Here is a 25,590-nt window from a genome sequence, read left to right as displayed (position 1 = left end):
GGTGCGCCGCCGGGCCCGTCGGGACTTCTGCTCGCCGGTGTCGGCTACTTCTTGTCGGCGACCTTGATCTCGCCGGAGACGATCTTGGCCTTGTACTCGTCGATCTTGGCCTTGATGTCGTCGATCTTGCCGCCGCTGGTGGCGTAGTCGATGCCGCCCGCCTTCAGGTCGTAGACCTTCTGCCCGGCCTTGAAGCTGCCGTTCTTCACCGAGGAGATGAAGTCGTACACCGCGACGTCCACCTCCTTGATCATGGAGGTGATGATCACGTCCTTGACCTCGGCGAGCGCGGGCTGGTTGTACTGGTCGGAGTCGACGCCGATGCCCCACTTCGAGTTGGCCTTGGCGGTCTTGAACACGCCGTTGCCGGAGCCGCCCGCGGCCGCGTAGACGACGTCGGCGCCCGCGTCGAACATGCCCTTGGCGGCGGTCTCGCCCTTGGCCGGGTCGTTGAAGCCGGTGAAGTCCGGCGGCTGGGTCAGGTACTTGACCTGCACCGTCGCGTCGGCCTTCACGGCCTTGACGCCCGCGGTGTAGCCGACCTCGAACTTCTGGATCAGCGGGGTGTTGACGCCGCCGACGAAGCCGACGTTGCCGGTCTTGCTCTTGAGCGCGGCGGCCACGCCGACCAGGAAGGAGCCCTCCTGCTCGGCGAAGGTCAGGTTGGCGATGTTGGCGCCGGTGTCCACGCCGTCGGTGAAGTCGTCGATGATGGCGAACTTGACCTCGGGCGAGTCCTTGGCGACCTTGCCGATGGCCTCGGCGTAGGCGAAGCCGACGGCGACGACCGTGGTGTAGCCGCCCTCGACGAGTTGGCGCAGCCGGTCCTCCTTCTGCGCCTCGGTCTCGCCCGCGGTGGCCTCGAGTTCCTTGACGTCGAGGCCGAACTCCGTCTTGGCCTTGTCCAGGCCGCGCGCGGCGGAGTCGTTGAAGGACTGGTCGCCGCGGCCGCCGATGTCGTAGGCCAGGCCGATCTTGAGCCCGGCGGCGGGGGCGCCGCTGGTGGGGGTGCCGCCACCGCTGCCGGTGTCGTTGTTCTTCGCACCGCACCCGGCCAGGCCGATCCCCAGCGCCAGCAGGGCGGCGGCGAGACGAACTCCTCGCGTTCGGCGCAAGGCTTTCTCCTTCCGGATCCGACAGAGTCGGCAGTCGTTCGGTTTCTCGGCAGTGTTGGAGTTGTCGGCTCAGTGGCTGAGTCGTCTTCGTCTTCCCCGGTCCGCGCGCCGCGTGACGGGCGCCGCACGGCGTTGCCGCAGGACCGTACTCCCCGGTACGGCGCTTTCCGGCGTACCGTCCAGGGCGTAACCCAATTGTTGATTCACACCACCCACCGTGGCCACTCGAGGACACCTCCGGGTGGCGGCGGATGACCGGAGCGGGTGCCCGGCGGTCCTGAGTGGACACGGTGCGGTCACCGATAAGGCCCGGTGCGGGGATTCGCGCGGCGCGGCGTGATCGATTCAGAGTCTCGACCCGATCTCGGCATCGCCCGACACGGTGGTCACCGGCACCTCCGTGACGCGCGGTGACCAACACGCGGACCGGTTCGGGCGGTAGGGGCCCCACCAGCGGGGGACGGGCCCGGAGGCCGTGTCTCGTCCGTCACAGAGGGGATCGGCGGGTTGGGTGTGCCCGACTCGTCGGGTCTAGCATCCCTTCAGTCAAGCCCGTTTCGTGTGCGGTACCAGCACGGGCGCGGCTTGTCCACCAGACAGGTTCCAGACTGGTCCATCAGCGACGTGGAGGCCCGATACCGATGTCCGAATCGGCCAGCGCCACCGAGAAGGTGGCGGCCCGCGGGTCCCGGCGCACCGGGACGCTCTACCGCGGCGACCCGGGCATGTGGTCCTGGGTCGCGCACCGGATCACCGGGGTGCTCACCTTCTTCTTCCTGTTCGCGCACGTGCTCGACACCGCTCTGGTGCGGGTATCGCCGAACGCCTACGACGAGGTCATCGAGACCTACAAGACCCCGATCGTGAACCTCATCGAGGTCGGCCTGGTGGGCGCCGTGCTCTACCACGCGCTCAACGGCCTGCGGGTCATGCTGGTGGACTTCTGGTCCAGGGGACCGCGCCTGCAGAAGCCGATGCTGTGGACGATCCTGGGCATCTGGGTCGTGGTCATGGTCCCCGGTGCGTACTTCATGATGGAGCGCACCGTGCGCGAGATGTTCGGGGGCAACTGAGATGACTCTCGCACTGGACAAGCCCCGCTCGCCCCGCCGCCCGGCCGCGCGCCGCGGCAACTTCGAGATGATCAGCTGGCTGTTCATGCGCATCTCGGGGCTGGCGCTGATCGTGCTGGTGCTCGGGCACCTGTTCATCATGAACATCCTCGACGGCGGCGTGCACCGGATCAACTTCGCCTTCGTCGCGGGCCGCTGGTCGAGCCCGTTCTGGCAGTTCTGGGACCTGGCCATGCTGTGGCTGGCCGAGATCCACGGCGGCAACGGGTTGCGCACGGTGATCAACGACTACGCGCGCAAGGACAGCACCCGGTTCTGGCTGAAGATCATGCTGTACGTGTCGATGGTGCTGATCCTGGCGCTGGGCAGCTACGTCATCTTCACCTTCGACGCCACGATCCCGGCCAACTGACGCGCACCACCACCTGGAAGAAGCGGTAGATCCGATGCAGTTCCACAAGTACGACGTGGTGATCGTCGGGGCGGGTGGCGCGGGGATGCGCGCGGCCCTGGCGGCGGCCACCGAGGCGGGGCACGCGCCGCGCACGGCGGTGCTCACCAAGCTCTACCCGACCCGGTCGCACACCGGCGCGGCCCAGGGCGGCATGTGCGCCGCGCTGGCCAACGTCGAGGAGGACAACTGGGAGTGGCACACCTTCGACACCATCAAGGGCGGTGACTACCTGGTCGACCAGGACGCCGCCGAGGTGATGGCGAAGGAGGCCATCGACGCCGTCCTCGACCTGGAGAAGATGGGCCTGCCGTTCAACCGGACGCCCGAGGGCCGCATCGACCAGCGCCGCTTCGGCGGGCACACCCGCAACCACGGCGAGGCCGCCGTGCGCCGGGCCTGCTACGCCGCGGACCGCACCGGCCACATGATCCTGCAGACGCTGTACCAGAACTGCGTCAAGCACGGCATCGAGTTCTACAACGAGTTCTACGTGCTCGACATCTGCCTCACCGAGACGGAGAGCGGTCCGGTGTGCACCGGCGCCGTCGCGTACGAGCTGGCGACCGGCGAGATCCACGTGTTCCAGGCCAAGGCCGTCGTGTTCGCGACCGGCGGCTTCGGCAAGGTGTTCAAGACGACGTCCAACGCGCACACCCTCACCGGTGACGGCATGGGCATCATCTTCCGCAAGGGCCTGCCGCTGGAGGACATGGAGTTCTACCAGTTCCACCCGACCGGCCTGGCGGGCCTGGGCATCCTGCTCACCGAGGGCGCCCGCGGCGAGGGCGCGATCCTGCGCAACGCCTCCGGTGAGCGGTTCATGGAGCGCTACGCGCCCACCATCAAGGACCTGGCACCGCGCGACATCGTCGCCCGGTCGATGGCCCTGGAGGTGCTTGAGGGCCGCGGCGCGGGCCCGAACAAGGACTACGTGCTGCTGGACTGCACGCACCTGGGCGCCGAGGTCCTGGAGACCAAGCTGCCGGACATCACCGAGTTCGCCCGCACGTACCTCGCGGTGGACCCGGTGAAGGAGCCGGTGCCGGTGTACCCGACCGCGCACTACGCGATGGGCGGCATCCCGACCAACATCCACGGCGAGGTGTTGCGGGACAACGACAACGTGGTGCCGGGCCTGTACGCGGCCGGTGAGTGCGCGTGCGTGTCGGTGCACGGCGCGAACCGGCTGGGCACGAACTCGCTGCTCGACATCAACGTGTTCGGTCGCCGCGCGGGCCTGGCGGCGGCGCGGTACGCGGCGAACCACGAGCTGCTGGACCTGCCGGAGACGCCGTCCGCGGTGGTCGAGTCGCAGCTGGCGCTGGTGCTGTCCGAGCACGGCAAGGAGCGGGTGGCCGACATCCGCACCGAGCTGCAGGCCACGATGGACGCCAACGCGTCGGTGTACCGCACCGAGGAGACGCTGAAGCAGGCGCTGCACGACGTGCAGGCGCTCAAGGACCGCTACGTGCACATCTCCGTGCAGGACAAGGGCAAGCGGTTCAACACCGACCTGCTGGAGGCCGTGGAGCTGGGCTTCCTGCTGGAGCTGGCCGAGGTGCTGGTCGTGGGCGCGCTGGAGCGCAAGGAGTCGCGCGGCGGGCACGCCCGCGAGGACTACCCGAACCGCGACGACACGAACTTCATGCGGCACAGCATGTTCTACAAGCAGGGCGACGGTCTCAAGGGCGACATCCGGCTGGACTACAAGCCCGTGACCTTCACCCGGTACCAGCCCATGGAGCGGAAGTACTGATGACTGCGGTGACTTCTGAGCGGACCGCGACCGGCAAGCGCGGCGACCAGCCCCCCGTGCCCGATGGCGCGGTCACCGTGACGGTGCGGGTCCAGCGGTTCAACCCCGAGACGGACTCGGAGCCGCGCTGGGAGTCCTTCGGGGTGCCCGCGCTGCCCACCGACCGCGTGCTGAACCTGCTGCACTACGTCAAGTGGTACCTCGACGGCACGCTGACCTTCCGCCGGTCGTGCGCGCACGGCATCTGCGGCTCCGACGCCATGCAGATCAACGGCGTCAACCGGCTGGCGTGCAAGGTGCTGGTGAAGGACCTGCTGGCGGGCGGCGGCAAGCACACCACGATCACCGTGGCGCCGATCAAGGGCCTGCCGGTGAACAAGGACCTGCTGGTCGACATGGAGCCCTTCATGGAGGCGTTCCGCGCGGTCAAGCCGTTCCTCATCACCTACGGCAACGAACCCACGCGCGAACGCATCCAGTCGGCCGCCGACCGCGAGCGCTTCGACGACACCACCAAGTGCATCCTGTGCGCCTGCTGCACCACCTCGTGCCCGGTGTTCTGGAACGAGGGCAGCTACTTCGGCCCGGCGGCCATCGTCAACGCCCACCGCTTCATCTTCGACTCCCGCGACGAGGGAGCCGAGGAACGCCTCGACATCCTCAACGACGCCGAGGGTGTCTGGCGGTGCCGCACGACGTTCAACTGCACCGACGCGTGCCCCCGAGGCATCCAGGTCACCAAGGCCATCCAGGAAGTCAAGCGCGCCCTGCTCTTCCGCCGCTGACCGACTCGCACACGAGAGGCCGTGGATCCCGCCGGGGTCCACGGCCTCTTTCTTTGCACGGCAACACAGCACCGGGGCGGAGTTCGACGCCTGCCGTTGCTCAATCGGGTGAACGACACCGAAAACCGCCCGCTTCCCCGACAGCCCTGGCAACCTGCGCGGCTGGGACAAGGGGGCTGACATGGGTTGGTGGAACCAACCGCGCGATGCGGGTGGGCGTTGGACCGTCAAGGGCGGTGCCGGGGTCACGGTCACCGGCGCGGCCATCGCGCTGGCCGTGGCGAACGGAACCGGTGGGGCGGCCACGGGAGCGGCGGTCGAGGCCGCGGGCCAAGCCGCTGTCGAGCAGGCGGGCGGACAGGCTGCGCGGGGGAACACCCGGCGAGCCCGCAAGTCGGAGTCGGACAAGTCGTGGCGGCGGATGCGGCTCAAGCAGGTCCGGGAAGCCACCGAGCAGGCCGCGAACTGCGCGGTGAACTCCTACGGGCAGGTGCGCGAGTTCTTCCTCCGCAACCCGTGCCGCTCCCTGGAGCGCACCCTGTTCACCCTCGCCGCCCCCGACGGCGGCACCTTCGTCGTGTCCGTGTCCTGGGTCCGGATGCGCGGCAGCGGCGACACCGGCGACCTGCGGCGGCTGATCGACCGCGACGGCACCGGCAGCGTCAAGTCGATCGGGTTCGACCTGCTGGAGGGGCAGGGTGTGCGGTTCACCGGCACCCCGTACCGGTCGCGCCCGAAACGGGACCTGCTGGTCGTGGCCGAGGGGGCGGTGGTGTCCGGGAAACCCGACCCCGGGCTCATGCGGATGGCCGTGGACGCCGCCGCCGAACTGCCCGGCTGAAGCCGCCGGGGAGGCGGCTCCCGCCGGGGTCGGATCAGAGCGGCACAAGGGTCCAGGACTGCTCAGCGGCGCCCGTCGGCTTGACGGTGAGGACCTTGGCGGCGGAGACGGACAGGACGCGGCCGGAGACGTTGGTCAGCTTGAGCGCGGTGCCGGACTGGGTGAGCTGGATGTCCCAGTACTGGGTGCCCGTGTCGCACGACGACAGCCACACCTTGTCCTGCGCGCTGTTGAGGCACTGGCCGTCGTAGGAGATGCGGTAGCCGGTGGTGCCGTCGGTGTCCACGACCCAGGCGGTGTCCGTGCCGCCGCAGCCCTGGAGGGTCGTCGGGACCGTGTTGGGGACGCAGGTCCCCCGGACGGTGGAGCGGAGGTGGTACCACCCCGGATCCACGGCGGCGGTGGCCGGGGACGCCGCCAGGGCCGTCATGGTTGCGGTCGCGGCCAGGACACCTGCGCATCTGCGTGCTTTCGCGGTCATACGAACACCTTTAGCCCGTCCCGCGACCGCCCACTCCGGACGTCACCCACCCGGGCGGTCACACCACCCGGACGAACGACTCCACACCGGACGGTCAGCGCACCGCGAACCGGATCCCGGCCGCCACCAACCGGTCCAGGAGGGCGTCGCCCATGGCGACCGCGGTGGTCACCTGGCCCGCGGTGGCGGGCAGGTCGTCCAGGGCGAGGCACAGGGCCGACTCGCCGAGCATCTTGGCGGTCTCGTCGTAGCCGGGGTCGCCGCCGGTGACCTCGGTGGTGATGCGCTCGGTGCCCGCGCGGGCCAGGAAGGTGACCTTGAACCAGGACTTGGCGCGCTGTTCGGGGCTCGGGCCGGTGCCCGCCTCGCGCCGGGACAGCAGCCAGTCGCGAGTGAACGGGACCTGCGCCAGGCCCGCCACCGCGGCCACCCCGCCGACCAGTCCCACGACCGACGGCAAGCGCTTGATCCCCAGGTAGTGGCCGTATCGGAAGTCCGGTCCGTACGACTCCAGCGCGCGGGCGGACCGCAGCACGACCAGCGGGTCGATCGTCGGCGCGGGCAGCCCCCACAGCGCCAGCTCGTCCACCCGCCGGGGCCGGACCTTCATGCCCCGCACCCGCCGCCCGGCGGGCCTGCCCTCCGCGCGGCGGCGCTGGGTCGCGAGCCTGGACGCCTCGCGCAGGCGGGACATGACCAGGACGGCGGAGTGGAAGGTGCCGCCCGAGATGGCGGCGGACGCGCGGAAGAAGCCCTCGACGGTGATCGGCACGTCCCGGGGCAGCTGCTTGACCGTGAAGTACACGCCCAGGTCGTACGGGATCGAGTCGAAGCCCGCGGAGTGCACGATCCGCGCGCCGGTCTCCACTGCGCGGGCGTGGTGTCCCAGGTAGACGCGGTCGACGAACTCGGGCTCGCCGGTGAGGTCGAGGTAGTCGGTGCCCGCCTCCGCGCACGCGGCGACCAACGGCTCCCCGTGCGTCAGGTAAGGCCCAACCGTGCTCACGACAACCCGCGTGGACTCCGCGACCGCCTTCAACGACGCGGGGTCCCCCGCGTCCGCAACGAGTAGTTCCAGCTCGGGCAACCCGAGCCGGTCGCGCACCGCAGCCAACTTGGCCCGATCCCGCCCCGCGATCGCCCAGCGCAGCGTCGGCGGGGCGTGCCGGGCCAGGTATTCGGCGGTGAGCCCGCCGGTGAAGCCGGTCGCCCCGAACAGCACGATGTCGAGCATGCCCAGACCCTACCCGCCGGTAACCGAGCTCGCACGCGATCACCGACCCCCCACTGCGACCCTGGCCTGGTGAGCGATCTGGACTTCTTCGTCGACCTCATGACCACGCGGACCGTGCTGGGCCTCGACCACACCAGCACGGTGGCGGAGGTGGCGGCGGTCCTCGGACCCGGGAAGATCTCCAAGACTTGGCGGGGCAGGCAAGACGGTGGGGACACCATGCGCATCGACGACGGGCTCGCCGAGTTCGTCTGGACCAGGTGGCCCCCGCTCAACACTTGGTACCTGGCCCACTACGGCGCCTACCCCAACAGGCTCGACGGTAAGAACAAGTTCCCCGCGCTCAATGCCCACTACGGCCGATTCCGCCGCACAGAACTCCTCTTCGACGAACTGGCAGCCGCCATCCGCGCCCGCGGCTTCACCCTGGAACTCGACTACGAATGGACCCGGAACGACGCGGATGACCACCGCCAGTACTACGAACCCAGCTCCGGCATGTCCCTGATCACCTGGACGCACAAGCGATCCCGGTACTTCGGCACGGTCGAGAAGATGGTGACCGCCTACCAGACCCCCGCCGCCCGGCGGGGGCACCGGTTTCCACGGGACCACCGTGAGCAGGAGTTCGGCGAGCACGCCCAGGACCTGGCCGCCGCGGGGAACGTCCCGGCCTGGCTGGACCGCAACGAACCCCGCGACGACGACCGCCGCGAGTGGTGGTCGCTGTTGCTCACCGCCGCGGGCAAGGGCGACTCCCCGGTGTCGCACCCCGGGCTCCTGGCGCTCGTCCGGGAGGCGGTGGACCGCGAGGTGAACCCACCCGGCGACGACGCGTCCCTGCTGGTCGACCTCGCCTGGCACTTCGAGAGGTACCCGGACGACCCCCTCCCCGCGGAGGAGACCCGCCCGATGATCGACCACGGCCTCCGCCGCTGGCTGGCCGCGCCACCGGCGGACCTGGCCGAGGCCACCCGGCTCAGCCGCGCCCACCGGCTCGACGCGGACGAGCTCCGCCTCTCCCGCCGACTCCGCGACCAGATCCACCAGGTAGCCCAAGCCATACCCGAAGCAGGCGACCCGGACCTCGTCGAGCAACTACGCGCCTGGGCCCCACTACGACCCGAACTCCTCCGCTACCCGCTCTTCGCCCGACCACGCCTCAACCGGCACAAGCAGCTCAGCTCCAGAAGACCGCGAGCCCGACGTTGAGCACCACGAGACCGCCGAGGGTGGGGGCGAGCCAGCGTGGGCAGGCGCGTTTGGCCAGGTAGACGAAGGCCAGCACCAGGATCACCACGACGACCGTGAGCTTCACGCCGAGCTTGGCGTGGTTGTAGTGGGCGTCGGTCAGCGGGGCGAGCGCCATGAGGGCGATACCGGTCACCAGCTGCAGGCCCGAGCCGTGCAGCCAGCCCTTGTTCAGCTCGTTCGGCGTGCGCAGCTGCAGCAGCAGGGTGCCCAGCAGCAGACCCATGCCCAGCAGGTGCAGGAAGACCAGTAAGTGTCGGACGAACTCCACGTCAGCTCCTTCTCCGAGCGTTCCAGGCCCGCCAGCCGATGACCCCGATGATGGTGCCGAACGCCAGTGAGGCGGCCGTCAGCAGGGCGTGCACGATGAAGAAACCGGTCGGGCCGCCGTCCCACGAGCGGGGGTCGGCCCACACGTTCTTCAGGAACATGGGCCAGATCACCCAGGACCAGAGCCCGAAGGCGAGCAGGAACAGCGCTGACCGGCGGCTGAGCGTCACACGGGCAGTATCCAGCGCCCGGGCGCGGTGCCCACGTGTGGGTGATAGGGCGGATCGTGGCCGGACCGTGACACGTTCTACGCTGCGGGGGTGCGCTTCGCAGCCCGCAGGACCGTGACCGCTCTCCTCGTCTCGCTGTGCGCCCTGATCGCGTCGGCCGTGCTGGCCGCGCCGGGGGCCGTGGCCGCGCCGAAGAGCCCCCGGAAGGCGCAGCAGACCACCGGGGGCACGCCGACGCAGAACAGCGCGCAGTGCCAGAACCACGACCGGCCGCCGCCCCCGGTGGACACCTCCGAGGAGCCCAAGCCGGGCGAGCCGACGCCGAAGCCGCTGCCCGTGCCTGCCGAGCCGGTCGGCGGCACCCGGATGGGCGAGTGCGGGGTGGTGTCGCCGGTCGGCGCCAAGGCCGCCATCGCCGGTGACGTGACGTCGGCGTCGTGGGTCGTCGCCGACCTGGACTCCGGTGAGGTGCTGGCCGCGAAGGACCCGCACGCCCGGGAGCGGCCCGCGTCGCTGATCAAGACGCTGCTGGCCATCGCGGTGATCCGCGAGCTGCGGCCGGAGCAGGTGGTGACCGGCACGCAGGCGGACGCCGACCAGGAGGGCACCAAGGTCGGCATGGGCCCCGGCGGCCAGTACACGGTGCGGCTGCTGCTGCACGCGCTGCTGATGCGCTCGGGCAACGACGCGGCGCACGCGCTGTCGACGCTGCTGGGCGGCGAGCAGGCGACGCTGGAGAAGATGAACGCGCTGGCCGCCGAGCTGGGCGCGCTGGACACCCGGGCGGCCACCCCGTCGGGCCTGGACGGGCCGGGGATGAGCTCGTCGGCCTACGACCTGAGCCTGGTCTTCCGCGCGGCGGTGAAGCACAAGGAGTTCGTCGAGGCGATCTCGACGAAGTCGATCGACTTCCCCGGGTACGCGAACAAGCCGGGCTACAAGGTCGTCAACGACAACAAGCTGCTGGGCCGCTACCAGGGCTTCGTCGGCGGCAAGACCGGTTTCACCGACGACGCCCGGCACACCTACATGGGCGCGGCGGAGCGCGGCGGCAAGCGCGTCGGCGTGGTGATGATGCGCGGTGAGACGGCCACGGGGGCGCCGCTGTCGGACCAGGGGGCCAAGCTCCTGGACTACGGCTTCGCCCTGGCCGCGGAGAAGTCGAAGCCGGTGGGCGTGCTGGTCGACCACGCGCCGGATGTGCAGCAGAAGCCCAACACGGGCCTGAGCAACACCCCCGGCACCACCGACTCCCCCAACGCGCCGACCACCCCGGCCCCGGCCGCGATCTCCACCGCCGACCTGGACCGCTCGGCGTTCGGCAGCTACGGCATCCCCCTGGTCGCGTTGGCGGCCGTGGCGATCCTGGTCGCGTTCGGCATCTGGTTCCGCCAGAAGCGCGCCCGCGCCGCCCGGGCCAGGCGCATCGCCGCGGGCGGCTGACACCCGCTCGATCCACCGCCCCCTGCCCGTCGGACAGGGGGCGGTCCGGTTTTCCGGCGGTCGCGCCCCGATTCCCGATATCGTCGAGTGACCGTGATCCTCGACGCGGGTGGTGGCGCGAGATGGTGAAACCCCGTTCCCCTCACACGAAGTGGGCCATCGCGCTCCTGGTCGGCCTCACCGCGACCGCCTACGCCGTCTCCTTGGACGACGGCCCGACGCCCGTCGCGCCGGTGAGCCGGAGCGAAGCCGAGGGGGTGCTGCGGGACGCGGTTCGCCTGGCGCGGTCGGGCGACCTCGCCGGTCTGTGCCAGTCGGTGGCCGATGTCGCGGGGATCTGCCTGCACACCGTCGAGGGGACCCGGCAGTCGGGGCAGCACCCCGCGGAGACCGCGCCCACGATCGTGGGCGAGCGCAGGCAAGCCGACATGCTCGTGCTGGAGGTCGCGGGTACCCGGACCGACGGGACCGGGTACCACGCGGATTTCGGGGTGCTCAGGACGGACTCGGGTCCGCGCGGCTTCAACCCGGTCTACTGGTCCGGCGTGCGCATCGGGACCTCGCGGCCGTGCGCCGACACCCCGCCGAACGCGGTGTGCGCGCGGAGCGAGTCGTCGCCAGGTGACTAGCGCTTGCGGCGGCCCAGGAACACGCCCAGCAGCGCGCCGACGCCGACCAGTCCCAGCGCCTCCTTGCCGCGGGGCACGCGCGAGACCTCCAGCACCGGCCGGATGATCGCCGGGCCGGGCACCGGGGTGGGCTCCTCGATGATGTTCTCGCGGGCCGTGGCGGTCCACGCGGTGATGAACAGCAGGAAGCGGGCCACCAGGTTGGCGAAGACCAGGAGACCGACGACCGGTCCGACCAGGCTGCCGAGCGGACCGCCGAGGACCGTGTTCAGGTAGACGGCGCCGACCGCCTTCAGCGCCTCGAAGCCCACCGCCGCGGCGAGGGCGCCGCGGACCGCGCTCTTGACGCTCACCGGGGTCCGGGGCAGCCGCGAGATCACCCAGAGGAACACCAGCCAGTTGGCGCTGACCGACAGCAGCGTGGTGACCACGACCAGCAGGACCTTCGCCCAGCCGTAGCCGCCGAGGCCGATCGCGTCGAGCAGGGTGTCGGCGAGGCCGCTGCCGACGGCGCTGAGCGCGAAGGACACCGCGATGGCCATCCCCAGCCCGACCAGCGACAGCAGGTCGACGACGATGCCCCGCAGGAACGCCTGCTGCACCGGCTTCTGCCCCCACTGGGCGGTCAGCGCGTCGCGCAGGTTGCTCATCCAGCCGAGCCCGGTGACGGCGGCGGTGACGAGGCCGATGACCCCGACCTTGCCGCGCTCCTCCACCGCCGCGTTGACCAGGTCCCACAGCAGCCCGCGCAGGCTGGTCGGGGCCGCGCCGATGACGCTGGCCTGCAGCTCGCGGAGGGTGTCGGGCTGGTCGGCGAGGACGAAGCCGAGCACGGAGACGCCGATCAGCAGCAGCGGGAACAGCGACAGCACGCTGAAGTACGTGATCGACGCCGCGAAGTGGTTGCCGTAGCGCTCGGTGAACGCGTCGAACGACCGGATGAGGTGGTCGATGCCGGGGCGGCGGCGCCGCAGGCGGGCGAGTTTCGACTCGTTCTCCGTCACCGCCACCACTCTAGCGGCCGGGGGTCCGCACGCAACGCGAAAGATCTTCAACGATACTCCCCGGCGGCATTCGGACCGGGCACTGCCCCGATCGGGGCACCTTTCGTGAAGAACGGGTGATCAAGATTCACCCGGGACCACCCGGGGACCTAGCGTCGGCGGAATCCGCGTTTTCCGACTACCACCCGAGGACCGACCTGATGACACTGACAACCCAGGGCGTCGACGTCGCCGACCTGGTTCCCTCGCTGGGCGCCCAGCACACCGTGACGGTGACCAACAACTCCACTGTGGACGGTCACAACGCCGTCCTGTACCAGGACTCGCCGTCCCTGCCGGACAGCGCCGTCCGGTTGGCCTGGCTGGCGCGGCTGTCCCGGCCGGGTACGACAGTCGCGTTGGAGTGGACACTGCGCTACAGCTTCGTCTGGGGCAGGCAGGGCAACCTGCACGCGGGCGTCGACTACGGGGCGGGCACCGTCCTCGACGCGAGATTGGACCGCTACAACGTCGCCCGGCTGGTCTACGAGGGCGGCTTCGGGTTCCGCCGCGAACCGGGCGCGCACCCGCCGGGCGTGCTGGCCGTGCTCCAGGACGAGACCCTGCCCGGGGCGGGCGCGTACCGGCGCGGCTGCGTCGGCATCGGCATGGACGGGGCCGCCACCTTCGTCGCGCCCACCGAACCGGGCGTCGACCTGGTCTTCGACCCGCACCCGTCGTACTGGCTGGGGATGGCCCGCTACGCCGCGGGCGCCGTGGTCGACGACAACGACGTCACCGCCCCGGTGCGCCTGACCTTCCCCAACGGCAAGACGAACGCGCACGCCACCTTCAACGGCACCGACTGGACACTCACGTACGCCTGAGACGAGCCCCACCCGCGATCAGCTGTCGCGGGTGGGGACCCGACGAGGTTCAGACCCGCCGGCGCGACGGCCTCGTTCGCCGGTCGAGTGGTTCGACACGACACCACTACAGAACGGGCAAAACCGCCACGCCGGACGATTTTCAGGCCAGGAAGCCCGCCTTCTCGTAAACGCGCGACAGCGTCGCCGCCGCGACCTCACGGGCTCGTTCGGCGCCCGCGTGCAGGATCTTGTCCAGTTCGGCCGGGTCGTCCAGGTAGGACTTCACCTGGTCGCGGACCGGGGTGACGAAGTCGGCGACGACCTCGCCCAGGTCCTTCTTCAGGTCCCCGTAGCCCTTGCCGTCGTAGTCGGCCTGCAACTGCTCGACAGTGCGGTCGGTCAGCGACGAGTAGATGCTCAGCAGGTTGCTCACGCCCGGCTTGTTCTCCGGGTCGTAGACGACCTCCCGGCCGGTGTCGGTGACCGCCGAGCGGATCTTCTTCGCCGAGATCTTCGGGTCGTCGAGCAACTCGATGATGCCGGACGGGCTGGACGCGGACTTGCTCATCTTCGCGCCTGGTTCCTGCAGGTCGTAGATCTTGGCCGTGTCCTTGAGGATGTACGGCTCCGGCGGCTGGAACGTCTTGCCGAACCGCGAGTTGAACCGCTGCGCCAGGTCCCTGGTCAGCTCCAGGTGCTGGCGCTGGTCCTCGCCGACCGGCACGTACTGCGGCCGGTACAGCAGGATGTCCGCCGCCTGCAGGATCGGGTAGGTGAACAGGCCGACGCTGACCAGCGCCTGCTTGGCCGACTTGTCCTTGAACTGGGTCATCCGGCTGGCCTCGCCGAAGCCGGTCAGGCACTGCATGACCCAGCCCAGCTCGGCGTGCTGGTGGACCTGGCTCTGCGCGAACAGCGTGGTGCGCGCCGGGTCGAGCCCCAGCGCCAGCAGCTGCGCCGCCGACACCCGGGTGCGCTTGCGCAGCAGCTTCGGGTCGTGCTCGACGGTGATCGCGTGCAGGTCGGCCAGGAAGTAGAACGCGTCGTGGGTGTCCTGCAGGGCCACCCACTGGCGGACCGCGCCGAGGTAGTTGCCGAGGTGGAAGGAGTCCGCCGTGGGCTGGATCCCCGACAGCACGCGCGGCTTGCGCTCGGGTACCGGGTTCGTTGGCTCGGTCGACACACCACCATCCTGGCAGCCCTGTCGAGGCGGTTCCCCGCTGGGTGAGCTGGACCTTATGGCGGATTGCCCGCCCGGTGCCCGAGGTGACAGGTTCTCCGCAATCGGATCCGACGGCGTCTGACCGGCGCGGATCCGACACCACAGTCACATCTGGAGGGTTGTAGTGCACAGACGATCCCGTGCCCGCCTGCTCGCCGCCGCGGTGGTGATCGCCGCGGCCGCGAGCGTGGCGACCGCGGCGGGCCAGGCGACCGCGGCACCCGCGCAGGTTTCCGCGGCCGGGGCCGCGCACTTCGTCGTCCTCGGCGACGAGGGCCGCGGTTTATCCGCGGTCGAGAAGGCGGTCCGCGACTCGGGCGGCACCGTGGTCAAGAGCTGGCCGCAGATCGGCGTCGTGGTCGCGTCCTCGGACAAGGCCGACTTCGCCAAGGTCGTGCGCACCAAGCGCGGCGTGCAGGGCGCGGGCGCGACCCGCAACCTGGCCGAGCTGGTCACGCCCGAGCCGACCACCGCGCGCATCGCCGCGTCGGCCGACAGCGCGCGGTCGCTGGAGGCCACCGAGTCCGTGGTCACCAACGGCGGCAAGGGCGTCCCGTCCGACCCGGGCGACCCGCTCAGCGTCAACCAGTGGAACCTCGCGGCGATCAAGGCCGACAAGGCGCACAGCATCTCCGGCGGCAGCCGCGACGTCGTGGTCGGCGTGCTCGACTCCGGCATCGAGGCCACCCACCCCGACCTGGCCCCGAACATCGACGCGTCCCGCTCGGTCGGCTGCACCGACCAGGGCGTGCCGAACACGTCCCCGGCCGCGTGGGCGCCGACCACCAGCGACCACGGCACGCACGTCGCGGGCATCATCGCCGCGGCCAAGAACGGCGTCGGCGTGGTGGGCGTGGCCCCGAACGTGAAGCTGGCCTCGATCAAGGTCGTGGACGACGACCAGTTCATCTACCCGGAGTACGCGATCTGCGGCTTCGTGTGGGCGGCCGAGCACGGCGTGAAGGTCACGAACAACTCGTACTTCATCGACCCGTGGTTCCTGTGGTGCCGCAACGACGCCGACCAGCGCGCCGTGGTGACCGCGGTGACCCGCGCGATCGACTACTCCGACCGGCGCGGCGTGGTGAACGTGGCGGCGCTGGGCAACAGCAACTGGGACCTGTCGCACAACATCACCGACTCGGGCAGCCCGAACAACGGCACCCCGACGACCCGCGAGACCGGCCCGGAGTGCGTGAACATCCCGGCCGAGACGCACGGTGTGGTGGGTGTGTCGGCGACCGGTGTGAACAACCTGAAGTCGTACTACTCCAACTACGGCCGCACCGAGACCGAGGTGGCCGCCCCCGGCGGTGACCGCATGCAGGTCCCGGGCACCCCGGACGCGAACGGCCGGATCCTGTCGACGGTCGTCGGCGGGGCGTGGGGCTACAAGCAGGGCACGTCGATGGCGTCCCCGCACGCGGCGGGCGTGGTCGCGCTGATCCGCTCGACGCACCGCAACTGGTCGGCGGACCGGGTCGTCGACGAGCTGCAGCACGACGCCGACCGGCTGGCGTGCCCGGCCGGTGGCGACTACGACCCGGACGGCACCGGTGCGTGGAAGGCCAAGTGCGAGGGCGGCGCCTCGGGCCGCGGCTTCTACGGCGCGGGCCTGATCGACGCGCTGGACGCGGTCCGGTAGCGGTCACGCAGCCGACAGGCCCCCGCCGATTCGTTCGGCGGGGGCCTGTCGCGTGGTTTGTCTGCGCTGGTCAGGCGGGGTTGTCGGCCTGCGAGCGACGCGGCGCCGGGAGCTTGAGGGCGCCCACGACCTGGGGCGGCTCCTCGGTCTCGACCGGCGCGATCGGGAGGTTGGCGGGGGCCACGGCCACCCGGCGGCGGCGGCGGATCAGGCCCACGATGAGCCCCCCGGCACCGAAGATCACCGCGAGGGTGCCCACCGGGCCCGCCACCTCGAACGGGATGGAGCTCTCCACCGTGCCGGCGTCCGCCGACGCGACCCCGGCCGTAGCGACCAGGAAGCCCGCGGTCCCCAGCAGGGACACCGCGAGGCGCGAGCCCCGCGCTATTCGGTCCTTCACGACACGACACCGCTCGACACTGCTCTACCGTCCTTCGATTGGACTAAGCACTACCGGCCCTGCCCCCGAACGCCGAACCGACCGCGGGCGAGTTCGTCGCCGGGGCCGGTGCCGGGGGAGCGTATCCCCCTGCTCGGGTGCGCCACGTCACGGGGTAGTGGATCACCGCGAAGGCGCAGGTCGAAACCCCAAGGGCCTGCTACCACCCACACGGGGGATACCACTGTCGGTCTGATTCACCGGTCCGAGTGAGACGGGGCGGTGTTGAGCAAGTGGGTGACGACCGGTCACCCCGCCCCCACGGTCCGTGACTTGCCCGTGGTGAACTCATCCAGCAGCTCAGCGGCGCGCAGCGCGTCCCGGACGTACGCGCGCGGTTCACGCCGCATAGAGCAGCTCCCCGGTCTCCATGACCTGCTGCCGGAAGTACGGGTTGCGGATGGCGGAACCGCTCACGAGGTCGACGGAACGCCCGAAAAGCCGCTCCACCCCCTCCTTCAACGCGAAATAGCTGCCGAAGTGGTCGAACCCGGGCGGCGCGTCGAAGTCCACGAGGGTGTCCACGTCGCTAGACGTGGGGTCGAACGAATCTCCGACTGCCGACCCGAACACATCGAGACGGCGGACGCCGTGTCGCCTGCACAGCTCTTCGATCTCGGGCAGGTTGGCGATGATGATCTCGTGCACCTCGTCACCTCCTGGTCACGGTTGTGCCTGGTCTCAGCCCCGCGAGACGTCGTAGGTGGCGGTCATGGGGGCGTGGTCGGTCCAGCGGGCGTCGTAGCTCTCCGGCCGCTCCACGACGGCCGAGGTGGCGCGCAGGGCCAGGCCGGGGGTGGCGACCTGGAGGTCGATCCGCCACCCCGAGTCGTTGTCGAAGGCCTTCCCCCGGTACGACCACCACGTGTACGGCCCCGGGCCGTCCGGGTGCAGGCCGCGCAGGACGTCGCGGTAGCCCGCTTCGTCGAAGACGCGGCCCAGCCACGCCCGCTCGCCGGGGGTGAAGCCCGCGTTCTTGCGGTTGGCCTTCCACGCCTTCAGGTCGATCTCCTGGTGCGCGATGTTCCAGTCGCCGCAGACCAGGACCTCGCAGCCGCTCGCGGCGGCCTTGGCCCGCAGTTCGACCAGGTACGGCAGGAACGTCTCCATGAACCGCTCCTTCTGGTCCTGCCGCAGCGTGCCGACCTCGCCGCTGGGCAGGTAGACGCTGGCCACCACCAGACCCGGGAACCACGCCTCCACGTACCGCCCGCTGGCCTCGAACTCCGGCACGCCGAACCCGACGCGGGTGGCGGTGGGCCGGGTCCGCGAGTAGACGGCGACGCCGTTGCGGCCGCGGAACAGGGTGGACTCGGCGTGGGTGGCGAACCAGCCATCCGGGGCGCCCGCCTCCGGGGGCAGCTCATCGGTGGCCGCACGCACTTCCTGCAGGCAGACGACGTCGGCCTCGGTGGCCGCCAGCCACTCCAGGAAGCCCTTCTTGGCCGCGGCCCGCAGGCCGTTGACGTTCACGGTCGACACGGTCAGCACCGCGCCAGCCTAAGGGGCTACCGGGTTTCGCCGTTCGCTCGCCCGGTCGGGGACGATGCCGGGTGGGGATGAGGGGGTTGGGAGGAATCAACCACAGTTGCGGCCCTGGAGGGGCTTGAGGAACTCGGCCGACGCCCAGCGGTTCTCGCCGAGCTTGCGGAAGCCGTTCTGCACGACGTTCTCCGCGTCCGACTCGGCGCCGGTCTTGTACTTGCCGACGATCTCGGCGTTCGGCTCCGGCGCGGAGCGCACGTTGAGCACGTCGGCGGTGACCGCCATCCGGCACTTGGCATCGCTGCTGGTCGGCGTGGTCGCGCTGTTCGGCGGGTCCACGCTCATCGAGTAGATCACCGCGAGGCCCACGATCGCGCCACCCACCATCATGGCCCGCTTCGGCAACAGCACGACAGACGCTCCTAGACCGGTTCCAACGCAGATCGTCATCCCCACGGTGGCGCACCGGACCCCACCCGCGCCAGTACCGGTCCGCCGAACCACCCGCAGGGGCCAACGCCGGGCACGCAGGGTCACGAACGAGACCGGGCCCCCGCTGGTCGGCGGGGGCCCGGTGCGGGAAGAGGGCGTCAGCCCGCCATCTTCTTCTGCAGGTTCTCGTCCAGGGTGCCGAGGAAGTCCTCGGTGGTCTGCCACGCCTGGTCCTTGCCGACCAGCAGCGCCAGGTCCTTGGTCATCTTGCCGCTCTCGACGGTCTCGATGACGACCCGCTCCAGGGTCTCGGCGAAGCCGGTGACCTCGGGGGTGCTGTCCAGCTTGCCCCGGTGGGCCAGGCCGCGGGTCCACGCGTAGATCGAGGCGATCGGGTTGGTGGAGGTCGGCTTGCACGCCTGGTGCTGGCGGTAGTGCCGGGTCACGGTGCCGTGCGCGGCCTCGGCCTCGACGGTGCGGCCGTCCGGGGTGGACAGCACGGAGGTCATCAGGCCGAGCGAGCCGAAGCCCTGCGCGACGGTGTCGGACTGGACGTCGCCGTCGTAGTTCTTGCAGGCCCAGACGTAGCCGCCCTCCCACTTCATGGCCGCGGCGACCATGTCGTCGATGAGGCGGTGCTCGTAGGTGAGGCCCTTGGCGTCGAACTCGGCCTTGAACTCGGCGTCGAAGATCGCCTGGAAGATGTCCTTGAAGGCGCCGTCGTACGCCTTGAGGATGGTGTTCTTCGTGGACATGTACACCGGGTAGTTGCGCTGCAGGCCGTAGGAGAAGGACGCGCGCGCGAAGTCCTCGATGGACTTGGTGAAGTTGTACATGCCCATGGCCACGCCGCCGTCGGGGCCGTAGTTGGCCACCACGTGCTTGACGGGCTCGGAGCCGTCCGCGGGCGTGAAGGTGATGGTCAGCTCACCGGCGCCGGGGACCTTGAAGTTGGTGGCCTTGTACTGGTCGCCGTGGGCGTGGCGGCCGATGATGATCGGCTTGGTCCAGCCCGGCACCAGCCGCGGGATGTTCGAGATGATGATCGGCTCGCGGAAGACCACGCCGCCGAGGATGTTGCGGATCGTGCCGTTGGGCGAGACCCACATCTTCTTGAGGCCGAACTCCTCGACCCGGGCCTCGTCCGGGGTGATGGTGGCGCACTTGACGCCGACGCCGTGCTGCTTGATGGCGTTGGCGGCGTCGATCGTCACCTGGTCGTCGGTGGCGTCGCGGTGCTCGATGCCCAGGTCGTAGTACTCCAGGTCCACGTCCAGGTAGGGGTGGATCAGCTTGTCCTTGATGAACTGCCAGATGATCCGGGTCATCTCGTCGCCGTCGAGTTCGACGACCTTCCCCTGGACCTTGATCTTGGACATGAGCCGCGGTGCTCCTCTCGCCTTCAACGCCTCGCAAACGGTACAAGCGTACTGGTAGCTGCCCACCCGCCGCTTGTGGGCACGGTCACCCGGGGCGGGATCGTAGGCTGTCAAGGTATCTTGACAGCCATGTTCGACGACTTCGCCGAGGAGTTCCCCGGCCACCGCCTCAGCGTGGTGGACCTGCGCCCGATCTGCGACTGCGGCTGGGCCGCGGACCGCTACTTCCCCACTACCGAGGACGCCACCACCCACTGGCTGCGCGACCACGCCTTCCCGGCGGTGGAGAGCCAGCCGCCGAACTGGCTGGTGGTGAAGTCCGATGTCCTGCGCGAACAGGTGGAGGAGATGATCACGACCCGACCCGAGGCCGCCTTGAAGCTGCTGGCCGAGGTGGAGAAGTGGCACCGCCCCCTGACCACCAAGGCGGTTCAGGCCGCCCGCCACCGCGGCGCGTCGTGGACCGACGTCGGCTCGGCGCTGGGCGTGAGCCGCCAAGCCGCCCACGAACGCTTCCGCGCCTTAGAACTGTGAAATCCCCATTCCCGCTCAACAACCTGGCCCCCGCCGCCCCTACGGTTGACGGCCCCGCCTCCCGGGCCGGCTCACCGGCCGAGTCGGCCCGCACCGCGAGATCGCGCCGGTCTCTGGACTGAGCGGTTCACGCGGCCCCTCGGGCCGCGTGAACCGCGAGGGAAGAGATCGGCTCAAAGGCGATCTCACCGCCGAGGCGAAGCCGCGGCGATGTCACAGTTACCGCGCTTTCCACTCTTCGGCGAGCAGGGCGTAGACGGCCTCGTCGGCCCAGCGGCCCTGGACGAACTCGTTCTTGCGGAAGTGGGCTTCCTTGCGCATGCCCAGCCGCTCGGCGAGGTTGGCCGACGCGGTGTTGTCCGCGTCCAGGCGGGCGACGATCCGGTGCAGGCCGATGACCTCGAAGCCCACGCGCAGGATCTCGAGGGCGGCCTCGTTGGCGTACCCGTGGCCGTGGTGGTCGGGGTGGAAGATGTAGCCGATCTCGCCCGTGCGGTGCTCGGCGCTGACCAGGCCGAGGTTGACGTCGCCGAGCAGCTCCCCCGTCGCGCGCAGCTGCACCGCCAGCACGATCCGGTCACCGACGTCGTTCAGGGTGGTGAACGTCATACGGTCGGCCACGACTTGCCGTACTTCTTCCCGCGTTCGCGGGCCCCAGTAGAGGTACTTCGTGACATCCTCCCGGGACTGGATCTTGTACAGCGCCTCCGCGTCCTCCGGGACGAACGGGCGCAGCACGAGCCTGCTGGTGGTCAGCGGCAACTCGGGGGTCGGCACCAGCCGAATCCTAGGCGCGCCGGGCCGCCGGGGCTCCCGATTTAGGAGGGGGTCGGCCGGTGTCCACCGGACCCACGCACGCGATGAGCGGCCTGACGGCCTGGGCCACGGTGACCGCGCTGACCCCCGACAACGCCCTGGGCCAGCTGTCCACCAAGGGGTGGCTGGTCGGCGCGGTCCTGGCCGCGGGCGCGGCGCTGCTGCCGGACCTGGACCACCCGGAGTCGACCGTGTCGTCGACGTTCGGCCCGGTCAGCCAGGCCGGGTCCAAGCTGATCAACACGATCAGCCACGGCGTCTACCGGCTGACCCGCACCAAGCGCGACTCCAACCGCGACGGCGGCCACCGCGGCCTGACCCACACGCTGTTCTTCGCGGTGTTGGCCACGGTCGTCACCACCGCGATCATCCAGACCAGCCGGTCGTGGGCGCTGCCGGTGCTGATGTTCTTCTTCTGCGGCCTGGCGGTGCGCGGGATCATGCACAAGTGGTGCCCCCGCAACGACGCCCTGTGGATCACCGGCACGGCGCTTCTGCTCACCTACGCGTGCCTCAAGTGGACGGACCAGACCGACGCGAACGCCGCCGCCTGCGGCCTGGCCGTCGGCATCGGCTGCGTCGCGCACTACCTGGGCGACGCGATCACCGAGCAGGGCTGCCCGATCCTGTGGCCGGTCCCGATCGCGTGGAAGACCTGGTACCCGGTCGCCCCGCCGAAGGTGTTCCGGATGCGCACCGGCGGCCGGGTGGAGATGGCCTTCGTCGGCCCGCTGCTGACGGTGGTGGCCGTGTGGATGTCGCTGATCGCCCTGCGCAACACGGGCGCGCTGCCGATGCTGCGGGACGTGCCGCTGACGTGGTGGGGGCAGGGCTGACTCAGCCGGGGTGCGCCCCGACGGCGTCCCGGATCTGGCTGCCGAGCTCGGCGCCCTGGCGGGCGCAGTGGGCGCAGCAGAAGAAGCGGCCCTCGACCTCGACGCCGTGCCCGAGCACCCGGCACGAGCAGTGCTCGCAAATGGGCGCGAGCCGGGCGGCGGCGCACTCGATGCTGTCGAAGGTGTGCACTTGGCCGCTGACCGTGCGGACCTCGAAGGACATCCAGTAGTCGTTGCCGCAGGTGTCGCAGATCGCCATGGGCCCTCTCCCGTTCGCCGTCACACCGCAGCGTGCGCCGGCCGCCCGAGTCCGGCAACCGGGACCCAGCACGGCGAAGTCACCACCCGCGTCCACTCTGACGAGGTGTGGGCAGTCAGGCCGGTGAAATGCGTACAGGGCCAACGTTGCCAATGAATCCGGGCTACCTATCGGGCAACTTTCGCACAACCTTCCCAAGGGCCACAACTAGCCCTTCAAGGCCACTAAGCTTGTGTGCGGCTTTGTTGAGCATCGGCGCATAGTCCGGCAGGCCAGCGAGCTTGCGCGAGGCTTCACTCAACATGGCAGCGGCATCGAAGTCTACCGCTCGTCCACCGCTTCGCAGTTGCTCGATCTCCGCTCGCAGCTCACGAAGGAGCGTCGCCGCCTCTGCATCGTTGCTTTCCAGTCTGCTGAGGGTCTGGTCAAAACGCTTGTTCTGTTCGGCAAAGGCATCCGTGAAGAGCTGCTGAAGACCCGCTTCCGCAACATTGCGCAGTCCCTGTAGCCCCATACAAGCCAACCAGCGCGATGACAATGCACAATACTTGTCACAACGAGGCCGCCGACCGGAACTGCCTCCGGGATTCTTCACTCGATTGGCGGCATGCCGGGAGTGATCAAAAGCTTTTGGTCGCAGATGCCATTACGCATGCCTCCGCTCATTATGTTGTTTGCCACCGGAACACCAGACGCAGCTATATTTCTCGCCTGCTTACGATTATTCCGCTGCTGGGCACCTGTTGTTCTACCTGTCGCCGGTCAAAGCCTTCGACCGGTGGACGACGTGGTCAGCCGGTTCTGAGGCCGCGGAGGGTGTAGCCGTCGGGGTCGAGGGCGCGGGTGGCCTGTTTGAAGAGGTATTCGGCGCGTTCGTAGGAGAGGCGGCGGCGGCCGGTGTGGGGGCAGAGGTCGTCCGGGGACGGGGTGCGGGCGGGACCGGGGCGGCGGTCGCTGAGGAAGAGCGGGCCGGAGGGGCGGTCGGCGACCAGGGCGGGCAGGAGCGCGGCGGTGCCGGAGCGCCAGGTGACCCAGGTGCCGCGGACGCGGGCGCGGCGGTCGGCGAGGTCCAGGTGCTCGATGTTGATGGCGAGGACGGTGGTGACCTTGGCTTCGGACTCGTGGAGCAGGCGCCAGAGGGTCTGTTCGCGTAGTGGGACGTCGGGGAGTTCCCAGATTCCTTGCAGCGGGGCGGGTTTGGCCGGTTCGCTGGTCTCGGGACGACGTTCCAGTTCGCCGTCTAGACTGTCCAATGAGGACCACTTGGCGAAGGTCCGGACCGCGGAGAGGTGGCGGTTCCAGGTCTTGGGGGCCGCTTTGTCCCATGTGGAGTTGAAGACTGTGGCGATGTCGGTCGCCGTTGTGGCGTCGAGAGGTTTGTTGTCGCCGAGCGATCGGCAGAGGCGACGCAGGGTTTGGGCGTAGGAGCGGATCGTCGAGGGGCCCAGGTCTTCGCGGGCGAGGAAGTCGGCGCAGGCTTGGCCGAGGGTGCGCGTGGTCGGGGTGGGGACGATCGCGTCGGCGCGACGGAGGAGGAAGGCGCGTTCGGCGGCGTTGGTGGTGAGGTTGGCGGCGCGCTCGAACTCTAGGCGCGCCTGTGTTTCGCGGCCGAGGCGGAGGAGGAGATCGCCGCGGACGGCCGGGAGCAGGTGGTAGTCGGGCAGGGAGATGGCGTCGGTCAGCGCGAGTCCGGCTTCGGGGCCGTGCGCCATGCCGACGGCGACGGCCTGGTTGAGGCGGACGACCGCGGTCGGGAGGACGCGGACCAGCGCCGCGTACAGGGCGGCGATGCGCGGCCAGTCGGTGTCGTCGGCGCTGCGGGCCTGGGCGTGGCAGACGGCGATGGCGGCCTGCAGGACGTACGGGCCGGGTGGGCCGCCGATTTGGCGAGCGCGAAGCATCGCCGTGAAGCCGCGGTGGATGAGCAGTCGGTCCCAGCGGCCGCGGTTCTGCTCGTGGAGCTGCACGGGTTCACCGTCCGGCCCGGTCCGGGCGGCGGTGCGCGACGCCTGGATCTCCATGAGCGCGACAAGACCGTGCACTTCGGACTCTTGCGGGGCCAGTTCGGCCAGCAAACGCCCCAACCGCAAGGCTTCCTGGCACAGCGCGGGGCGTTGCAGGTCGTCGCCGGAGGTCGCGGAGTAGCCCTCGTTGAAGATGAGGTAGACCGCCTCCAGTACCGACGACAGGCGCGCGGCCATGGCGTCGGGCTCGGGCAGGTCGAACGGCACCTCGGCCAAGGCCCGCTTGGCCTCGGCGATCCGGCGGGTGATGACGGCTTCGGTGACGAGGAACGCCCGCGCGATCTCCGCGGCGGTGAGCCCACCGAGCAGGCGCAGGGTCAGGGCGACACGGGCGGGGGTCGGGAGAACCGGGTGGCAGGACAGGAACATCAGCCGCAGGACGTCGTCCTTGTCCTGCGCCGCGTCTTCCTCCCGGACCTCCCTCGCCAACTCCGCTCGTTTGCGGTCCAGCGTCTCCGCGCGCCGGATGTGGTCCACCGCCCGCCGCTTGGCGACGGCCATGAGCCAGGCGCCCGGGTTGTCCGGGACGCCCGACCCGGGCCACTGTTCCATGGCCGCGACAAGGGCGTCCTGGGCCAACTCCTCGGCCAGGCCGACGTCGCGCACGAGCCGCGTCAACCCGGCGACCAGCCGCGCCGCCTCCAGTTTGAAGACGGCGTCGACCGCCCGCCGGACGTCGGTCACGGACCGAAGACCTGCTGGATGACGCTCTCCCCGTCACCGACGATCTTGCGGAACCGCCGGGTGAGCTCGATGGCTTCCTCCTTGGACCGCACCTCGACCAGCGCGAACCCGGCGACGGCCTCCTTGGCCTCGGCGAACGGCCCGTCGGTCACGGTGATCTCGTCCCCCTTGGACGACACCCGGATCCCGTCCGGCCCGAGCCCCCCGGTGGCCAGGAGCACCCCCGCCGCACTCAACTCCTCGACGAACGCGGCCATGTCGGCGAACAGCTTCTCGTCCGGGGTGCTGTCGCCGGAGTCCTTGGACATCATCAGGTAGCGCATTCGTCACTCCTCAGTCGGTGGGGTAGTTCCACCCACACGTCGAAGAAGATACCTGACAGGGAATGGACCCATTCCCTGTCGCATCCCCCAACCGACGT

At 70.0% G+C, this 25,590-nt stretch carries 29 protein-coding genes; 12 read left to right on the top strand and 17 right to left on the bottom strand.

Features of this window, described 5'->3' with window-relative positions:
• Positions 1-44 precede the first annotated feature (44 nt).
• Complete coding sequence (locus CLV40_RS07595) at positions 45-1,115, bottom strand: BMP family lipoprotein (protein ID WP_104478117.1); 1,071 nt, start codon at positions 1,113-1,115, stop codon at positions 45-47.
• Between the two features lie 641 nt (positions 1,116-1,756).
• Between CLV40_RS07595 and sdhC the strand changes: the two genes are divergently transcribed.
• From sdhC to CLV40_RS07570, 5 genes are all read left to right on the top strand, one after another.
• Positions 1,757-2,188, top strand: coding sequence for a succinate dehydrogenase, cytochrome b556 subunit (gene sdhC, locus CLV40_RS07590; protein WP_104478116.1), 432 nt, complete (start codon positions 1,757-1,759; stop codon positions 2,186-2,188).
• A 1-nt stretch (position 2,189) separates the two neighbouring features.
• Positions 2,190-2,600: a succinate dehydrogenase hydrophobic membrane anchor subunit gene (locus tag CLV40_RS07585; protein ID WP_104478115.1), complete on the top strand. Its 411-nt coding sequence runs from the start codon at positions 2,190-2,192 to the stop codon at positions 2,598-2,600.
• A 34-nt stretch (positions 2,601-2,634) separates the two neighbouring features.
• Entirely contained in the window at positions 2,635-4,398 is a 1,764-nt protein-coding gene (gene sdhA, locus CLV40_RS07580) for a succinate dehydrogenase flavoprotein subunit (RefSeq protein WP_104478114.1), read from the top strand.
• The gene (locus tag CLV40_RS07575) at positions 4,398-5,183 is read left to right on the top strand and encodes a succinate dehydrogenase iron-sulfur subunit (protein WP_104478113.1); all 786 of its coding nucleotides are present in this window, start codon (positions 4,398-4,400) and stop codon (positions 5,181-5,183) included. The genes sdhA and CLV40_RS07575 overlap by 1 nt, the downstream gene beginning before the upstream one ends.
• A gap of 181 nt (positions 5,184-5,364) precedes the next feature.
• A complete protein-coding gene (locus CLV40_RS07570; RefSeq protein WP_104478112.1) occupies positions 5,365-6,024 on the top strand; it encodes a hypothetical protein in 660 nt (219 codons plus the stop codon).
• Positions 6,025-6,058: 34 nt separating this feature from the next.
• On the opposite strand, the gene CLV40_RS07565 is transcribed toward CLV40_RS07570, so the two are convergent.
• Positions 6,059-6,505, bottom strand: coding sequence for a ricin-type beta-trefoil lectin domain protein (locus CLV40_RS07565; RefSeq protein ID WP_146107960.1), 447 nt, complete (start codon positions 6,503-6,505; stop codon positions 6,059-6,061).
• Between the two features lie 94 nt (positions 6,506-6,599).
• Positions 6,600-7,739, bottom strand: coding sequence for a saccharopine dehydrogenase family protein (locus CLV40_RS07560; protein WP_104478110.1), 1,140 nt, complete (start codon positions 7,737-7,739; stop codon positions 6,600-6,602).
• 69 nt (positions 7,740-7,808) lie between these two features.
• On the opposite strand from CLV40_RS07560, the gene CLV40_RS07555 reads away from it, so the two are divergent.
• Positions 7,809-8,951: a hypothetical protein gene (locus CLV40_RS07555; protein WP_104478109.1), complete on the top strand. Its 1,143-nt coding sequence runs from the start codon at positions 7,809-7,811 to the stop codon at positions 8,949-8,951.
• Here CLV40_RS07555 and CLV40_RS07550 read toward each other — a convergent pair.
• Together CLV40_RS07550 and CLV40_RS07545 are read right to left on the bottom strand one after the other, a co-directional pair.
• A complete protein-coding gene (locus CLV40_RS07550) occupies positions 8,920-9,261 on the bottom strand; it encodes a hypothetical protein (protein ID WP_104478108.1) in 342 nt (113 codons plus the stop codon). The genes CLV40_RS07555 and CLV40_RS07550 overlap by 32 nt on opposite strands.
• Before the next feature lies 1 nt (position 9,262).
• Positions 9,263-9,490: an SCO4848 family membrane protein gene (locus CLV40_RS07545; protein ID WP_104478107.1), complete on the bottom strand. Its 228-nt coding sequence runs from the start codon at positions 9,488-9,490 to the stop codon at positions 9,263-9,265.
• A gap of 90 nt (positions 9,491-9,580) precedes the next feature.
• Between CLV40_RS07545 and CLV40_RS07540 the strand changes: the two genes are divergently transcribed.
• On the top strand, positions 9,581-10,933 hold the full coding sequence (locus tag CLV40_RS07540) for a D-alanyl-D-alanine carboxypeptidase family protein (RefSeq protein ID WP_245931156.1): 1,353 nt from the start codon (positions 9,581-9,583) through the stop codon (positions 10,931-10,933).
• Positions 10,934-11,055: 122 nt separating this feature from the next.
• Complete coding sequence (locus CLV40_RS07535) at positions 11,056-11,562, top strand: hypothetical protein (RefSeq protein WP_104478105.1); 507 nt, start codon at positions 11,056-11,058, stop codon at positions 11,560-11,562.
• Here CLV40_RS07535 and yhjD read toward each other — a convergent pair.
• On the bottom strand, positions 11,559-12,566 hold the full coding sequence (gene yhjD, locus CLV40_RS07530; protein ID WP_342752249.1) for an inner membrane protein YhjD: 1,008 nt from the start codon (positions 12,564-12,566) through the stop codon (positions 11,559-11,561). The genes CLV40_RS07535 and yhjD overlap by 4 nt on opposite strands.
• 200 nt (positions 12,567-12,766) lie before the next feature.
• On the opposite strand from yhjD, the gene CLV40_RS07525 reads away from it, so the two are divergent.
• A complete protein-coding gene (locus tag CLV40_RS07525) occupies positions 12,767-13,432 on the top strand; it encodes a hypothetical protein (RefSeq protein WP_104478103.1) in 666 nt (221 codons plus the stop codon).
• Between the two features lie 142 nt (positions 13,433-13,574).
• Here the strand turns inward: CLV40_RS07525 and trpS are convergent, their stop codons facing one another.
• Positions 13,575-14,597, bottom strand: coding sequence for a tryptophan--tRNA ligase (trpS, locus tag CLV40_RS07520; RefSeq protein ID WP_104478102.1), 1,023 nt, complete (start codon positions 14,595-14,597; stop codon positions 13,575-13,577).
• 163 nt (positions 14,598-14,760) lie between these two features.
• Between trpS and CLV40_RS07515 the strand changes: the two genes are divergently transcribed.
• Entirely contained in the window at positions 14,761-16,281 is a 1,521-nt protein-coding gene (locus CLV40_RS07515; protein WP_104478101.1) for a S8 family peptidase, read from the top strand.
• 70 nt (positions 16,282-16,351) lie between these two features.
• Here CLV40_RS07515 and CLV40_RS07510 read toward each other — a convergent pair whose 3' ends face one another.
• From CLV40_RS07510 to CLV40_RS07490, 5 genes are all read right to left on the bottom strand, one after another.
• Positions 16,352-16,681 (bottom strand): hypothetical protein, encoded by a 330-nt coding sequence (locus CLV40_RS07510; RefSeq protein ID WP_146107959.1) that lies wholly within the window; start codon positions 16,679-16,681, stop codon positions 16,352-16,354.
• Between the two features lie 378 nt (positions 16,682-17,059).
• On the bottom strand, positions 17,060-17,368 hold the full coding sequence (locus CLV40_RS07505; RefSeq protein ID WP_104478099.1) for a nucleotidyltransferase family protein: 309 nt from the start codon (positions 17,366-17,368) through the stop codon (positions 17,060-17,062).
• 33 nt (positions 17,369-17,401) lie between these two features.
• Entirely contained in the window at positions 17,402-18,211 is an 810-nt protein-coding gene (locus CLV40_RS07500) for an exodeoxyribonuclease III (RefSeq protein ID WP_104478098.1), read from the bottom strand.
• An 87-nt stretch (positions 18,212-18,298) separates the two neighbouring features.
• Positions 18,299-18,616 carry an SH3 domain-containing protein gene (locus CLV40_RS07495; protein WP_245931155.1) on the bottom strand — a complete coding sequence of 106 codons (318 nt, stop codon included), beginning with the start codon at positions 18,614-18,616 and terminating at the stop codon, positions 18,299-18,301.
• A 179-nt stretch (positions 18,617-18,795) separates the two neighbouring features.
• A complete protein-coding gene (locus CLV40_RS07490; RefSeq protein WP_104478097.1) occupies positions 18,796-20,016 on the bottom strand; it encodes an NADP-dependent isocitrate dehydrogenase in 1,221 nt (406 codons plus the stop codon).
• 129 nt (positions 20,017-20,145) lie between these two features.
• On the opposite strand from CLV40_RS07490, the gene CLV40_RS07485 reads away from it, so the two are divergent.
• Positions 20,146-20,550, top strand: a complete 405-nt coding sequence (locus tag CLV40_RS07485) for an AsnC family protein (protein ID WP_104478096.1) — start codon at positions 20,146-20,148, stop codon at positions 20,548-20,550.
• A gap of 219 nt (positions 20,551-20,769) precedes the next feature.
• Here the strand turns inward: CLV40_RS07485 and CLV40_RS07480 are convergent, their stop codons facing one another.
• On the bottom strand, positions 20,770-21,327 hold the full coding sequence (locus CLV40_RS07480; protein ID WP_104478095.1) for a GNAT family N-acetyltransferase: 558 nt from the start codon (positions 21,325-21,327) through the stop codon (positions 20,770-20,772).
• Positions 21,328-21,386: 59 nt separating this feature from the next.
• Between CLV40_RS07480 and CLV40_RS07475 the strand changes: the two genes are divergently transcribed.
• Positions 21,387-22,202 carry a metal-dependent hydrolase gene (locus tag CLV40_RS07475; RefSeq protein ID WP_181043365.1) on the top strand — a complete coding sequence of 272 codons (816 nt, stop codon included), beginning with the start codon at positions 21,387-21,389 and terminating at the stop codon, positions 22,200-22,202.
• Position 22,203: 1 nt separating this feature from the next.
• Here CLV40_RS07475 and CLV40_RS07470 read toward each other — a convergent pair whose 3' ends face one another.
• The 4 genes from CLV40_RS07470 to CLV40_RS07455 all read right to left on the bottom strand — a co-directional run bounded on the left by CLV40_RS07470 (position 22,204) and on the right by CLV40_RS07455 (position 25,492).
• A complete protein-coding gene (locus CLV40_RS07470; RefSeq protein WP_104478094.1) occupies positions 22,204-22,461 on the bottom strand; it encodes a Prokaryotic metallothionein in 258 nt (85 codons plus the stop codon).
• 163 nt (positions 22,462-22,624) lie between these two features.
• Positions 22,625-22,975, bottom strand: a complete 351-nt coding sequence (locus tag CLV40_RS37085; RefSeq protein WP_146107958.1) for a hypothetical protein — start codon at positions 22,973-22,975, stop codon at positions 22,625-22,627.
• Between the two features lie 277 nt (positions 22,976-23,252).
• Positions 23,253-25,169 (bottom strand): DUF6596 domain-containing protein, encoded by a 1,917-nt coding sequence (locus CLV40_RS07460; RefSeq protein WP_104478092.1) that lies wholly within the window; start codon positions 25,167-25,169, stop codon positions 23,253-23,255.
• Positions 25,166-25,492, bottom strand: a complete 327-nt coding sequence (locus tag CLV40_RS07455) for a YciI family protein (RefSeq protein ID WP_104478091.1) — start codon at positions 25,490-25,492, stop codon at positions 25,166-25,168. The genes CLV40_RS07460 and CLV40_RS07455 overlap by 4 nt, the downstream gene beginning before the upstream one ends.
• Between the last annotated feature and the right edge of the window lie 98 nt (positions 25,493-25,590).

It is taken from the genome of Actinokineospora auranticolor (genome assembly GCF_002934265.1).
GTDB classification, from domain to species: Bacteria; Actinomycetota; Actinomycetes; order Mycobacteriales; family Pseudonocardiaceae; genus Actinokineospora; species Actinokineospora auranticolor.
This window is presented reverse-complemented; position numbering and strand designations above follow the sequence as displayed.

Bases quoted from the DNA above. Each gene is read 5' to 3' on its own strand.
- CLV40_RS07535 (WP_104478105.1), top strand. From the start codon at position 11,056: ATGGTGAAACCCCGTTCCCCTCACACGAAGTGGGCCATCGCGCTCCTG.
- sdhA (WP_104478114.1), top strand. From the start codon at position 2,635: ATGCAGTTCCACAAGTACGACGTGGTGATCGTCGGGGCGGGTGGCGCG.
- sdhC (WP_104478116.1), top strand. From the start codon at position 1,757: ATGTCCGAATCGGCCAGCGCCACCGAGAAGGTGGCGGCCCGCGGGTCC.
- CLV40_RS07565 (WP_146107960.1), bottom strand. From the start codon at position 6,505: ATGACCGCGAAAGCACGCAGATGCGCAGGTGTCCTGGCCGCGACCGCA.
- CLV40_RS37085 (WP_146107958.1), bottom strand. From the start codon at position 22,975: ATGGGGCTACAGGGACTGCGCAATGTTGCGGAAGCGGGTCTTCAGCAG.
- CLV40_RS07570 (WP_104478112.1), top strand. From the start codon at position 5,365: ATGGGTTGGTGGAACCAACCGCGCGATGCGGGTGGGCGTTGGACCGTC.
- CLV40_RS07485 (WP_104478096.1), top strand. From the start codon at position 20,146: ATGTTCGACGACTTCGCCGAGGAGTTCCCCGGCCACCGCCTCAGCGTG.
- CLV40_RS07525 (WP_104478103.1), top strand. From the start codon at position 12,767: ATGACACTGACAACCCAGGGCGTCGACGTCGCCGACCTGGTTCCCTCG.
- CLV40_RS07575 (WP_104478113.1), top strand. From the start codon at position 4,398: ATGACTGCGGTGACTTCTGAGCGGACCGCGACCGGCAAGCGCGGCGAC.
- CLV40_RS07455 (WP_104478091.1), bottom strand. From the start codon at position 25,492: ATGCGCTACCTGATGATGTCCAAGGACTCCGGCGACAGCACCCCGGAC.
- CLV40_RS07490 (WP_104478097.1), bottom strand. From the start codon at position 20,016: ATGTCCAAGATCAAGGTCCAGGGGAAGGTCGTCGAACTCGACGGCGAC.
- CLV40_RS07470 (WP_104478094.1), bottom strand. From the start codon at position 22,461: ATGGCGATCTGCGACACCTGCGGCAACGACTACTGGATGTCCTTCGAG.
- CLV40_RS07560 (WP_104478110.1), bottom strand. From the start codon at position 7,739: ATGCTCGACATCGTGCTGTTCGGGGCGACCGGCTTCACCGGCGGGCTC.
- CLV40_RS07585 (WP_104478115.1), top strand. From the start codon at position 2,190: ATGACTCTCGCACTGGACAAGCCCCGCTCGCCCCGCCGCCCGGCCGCG.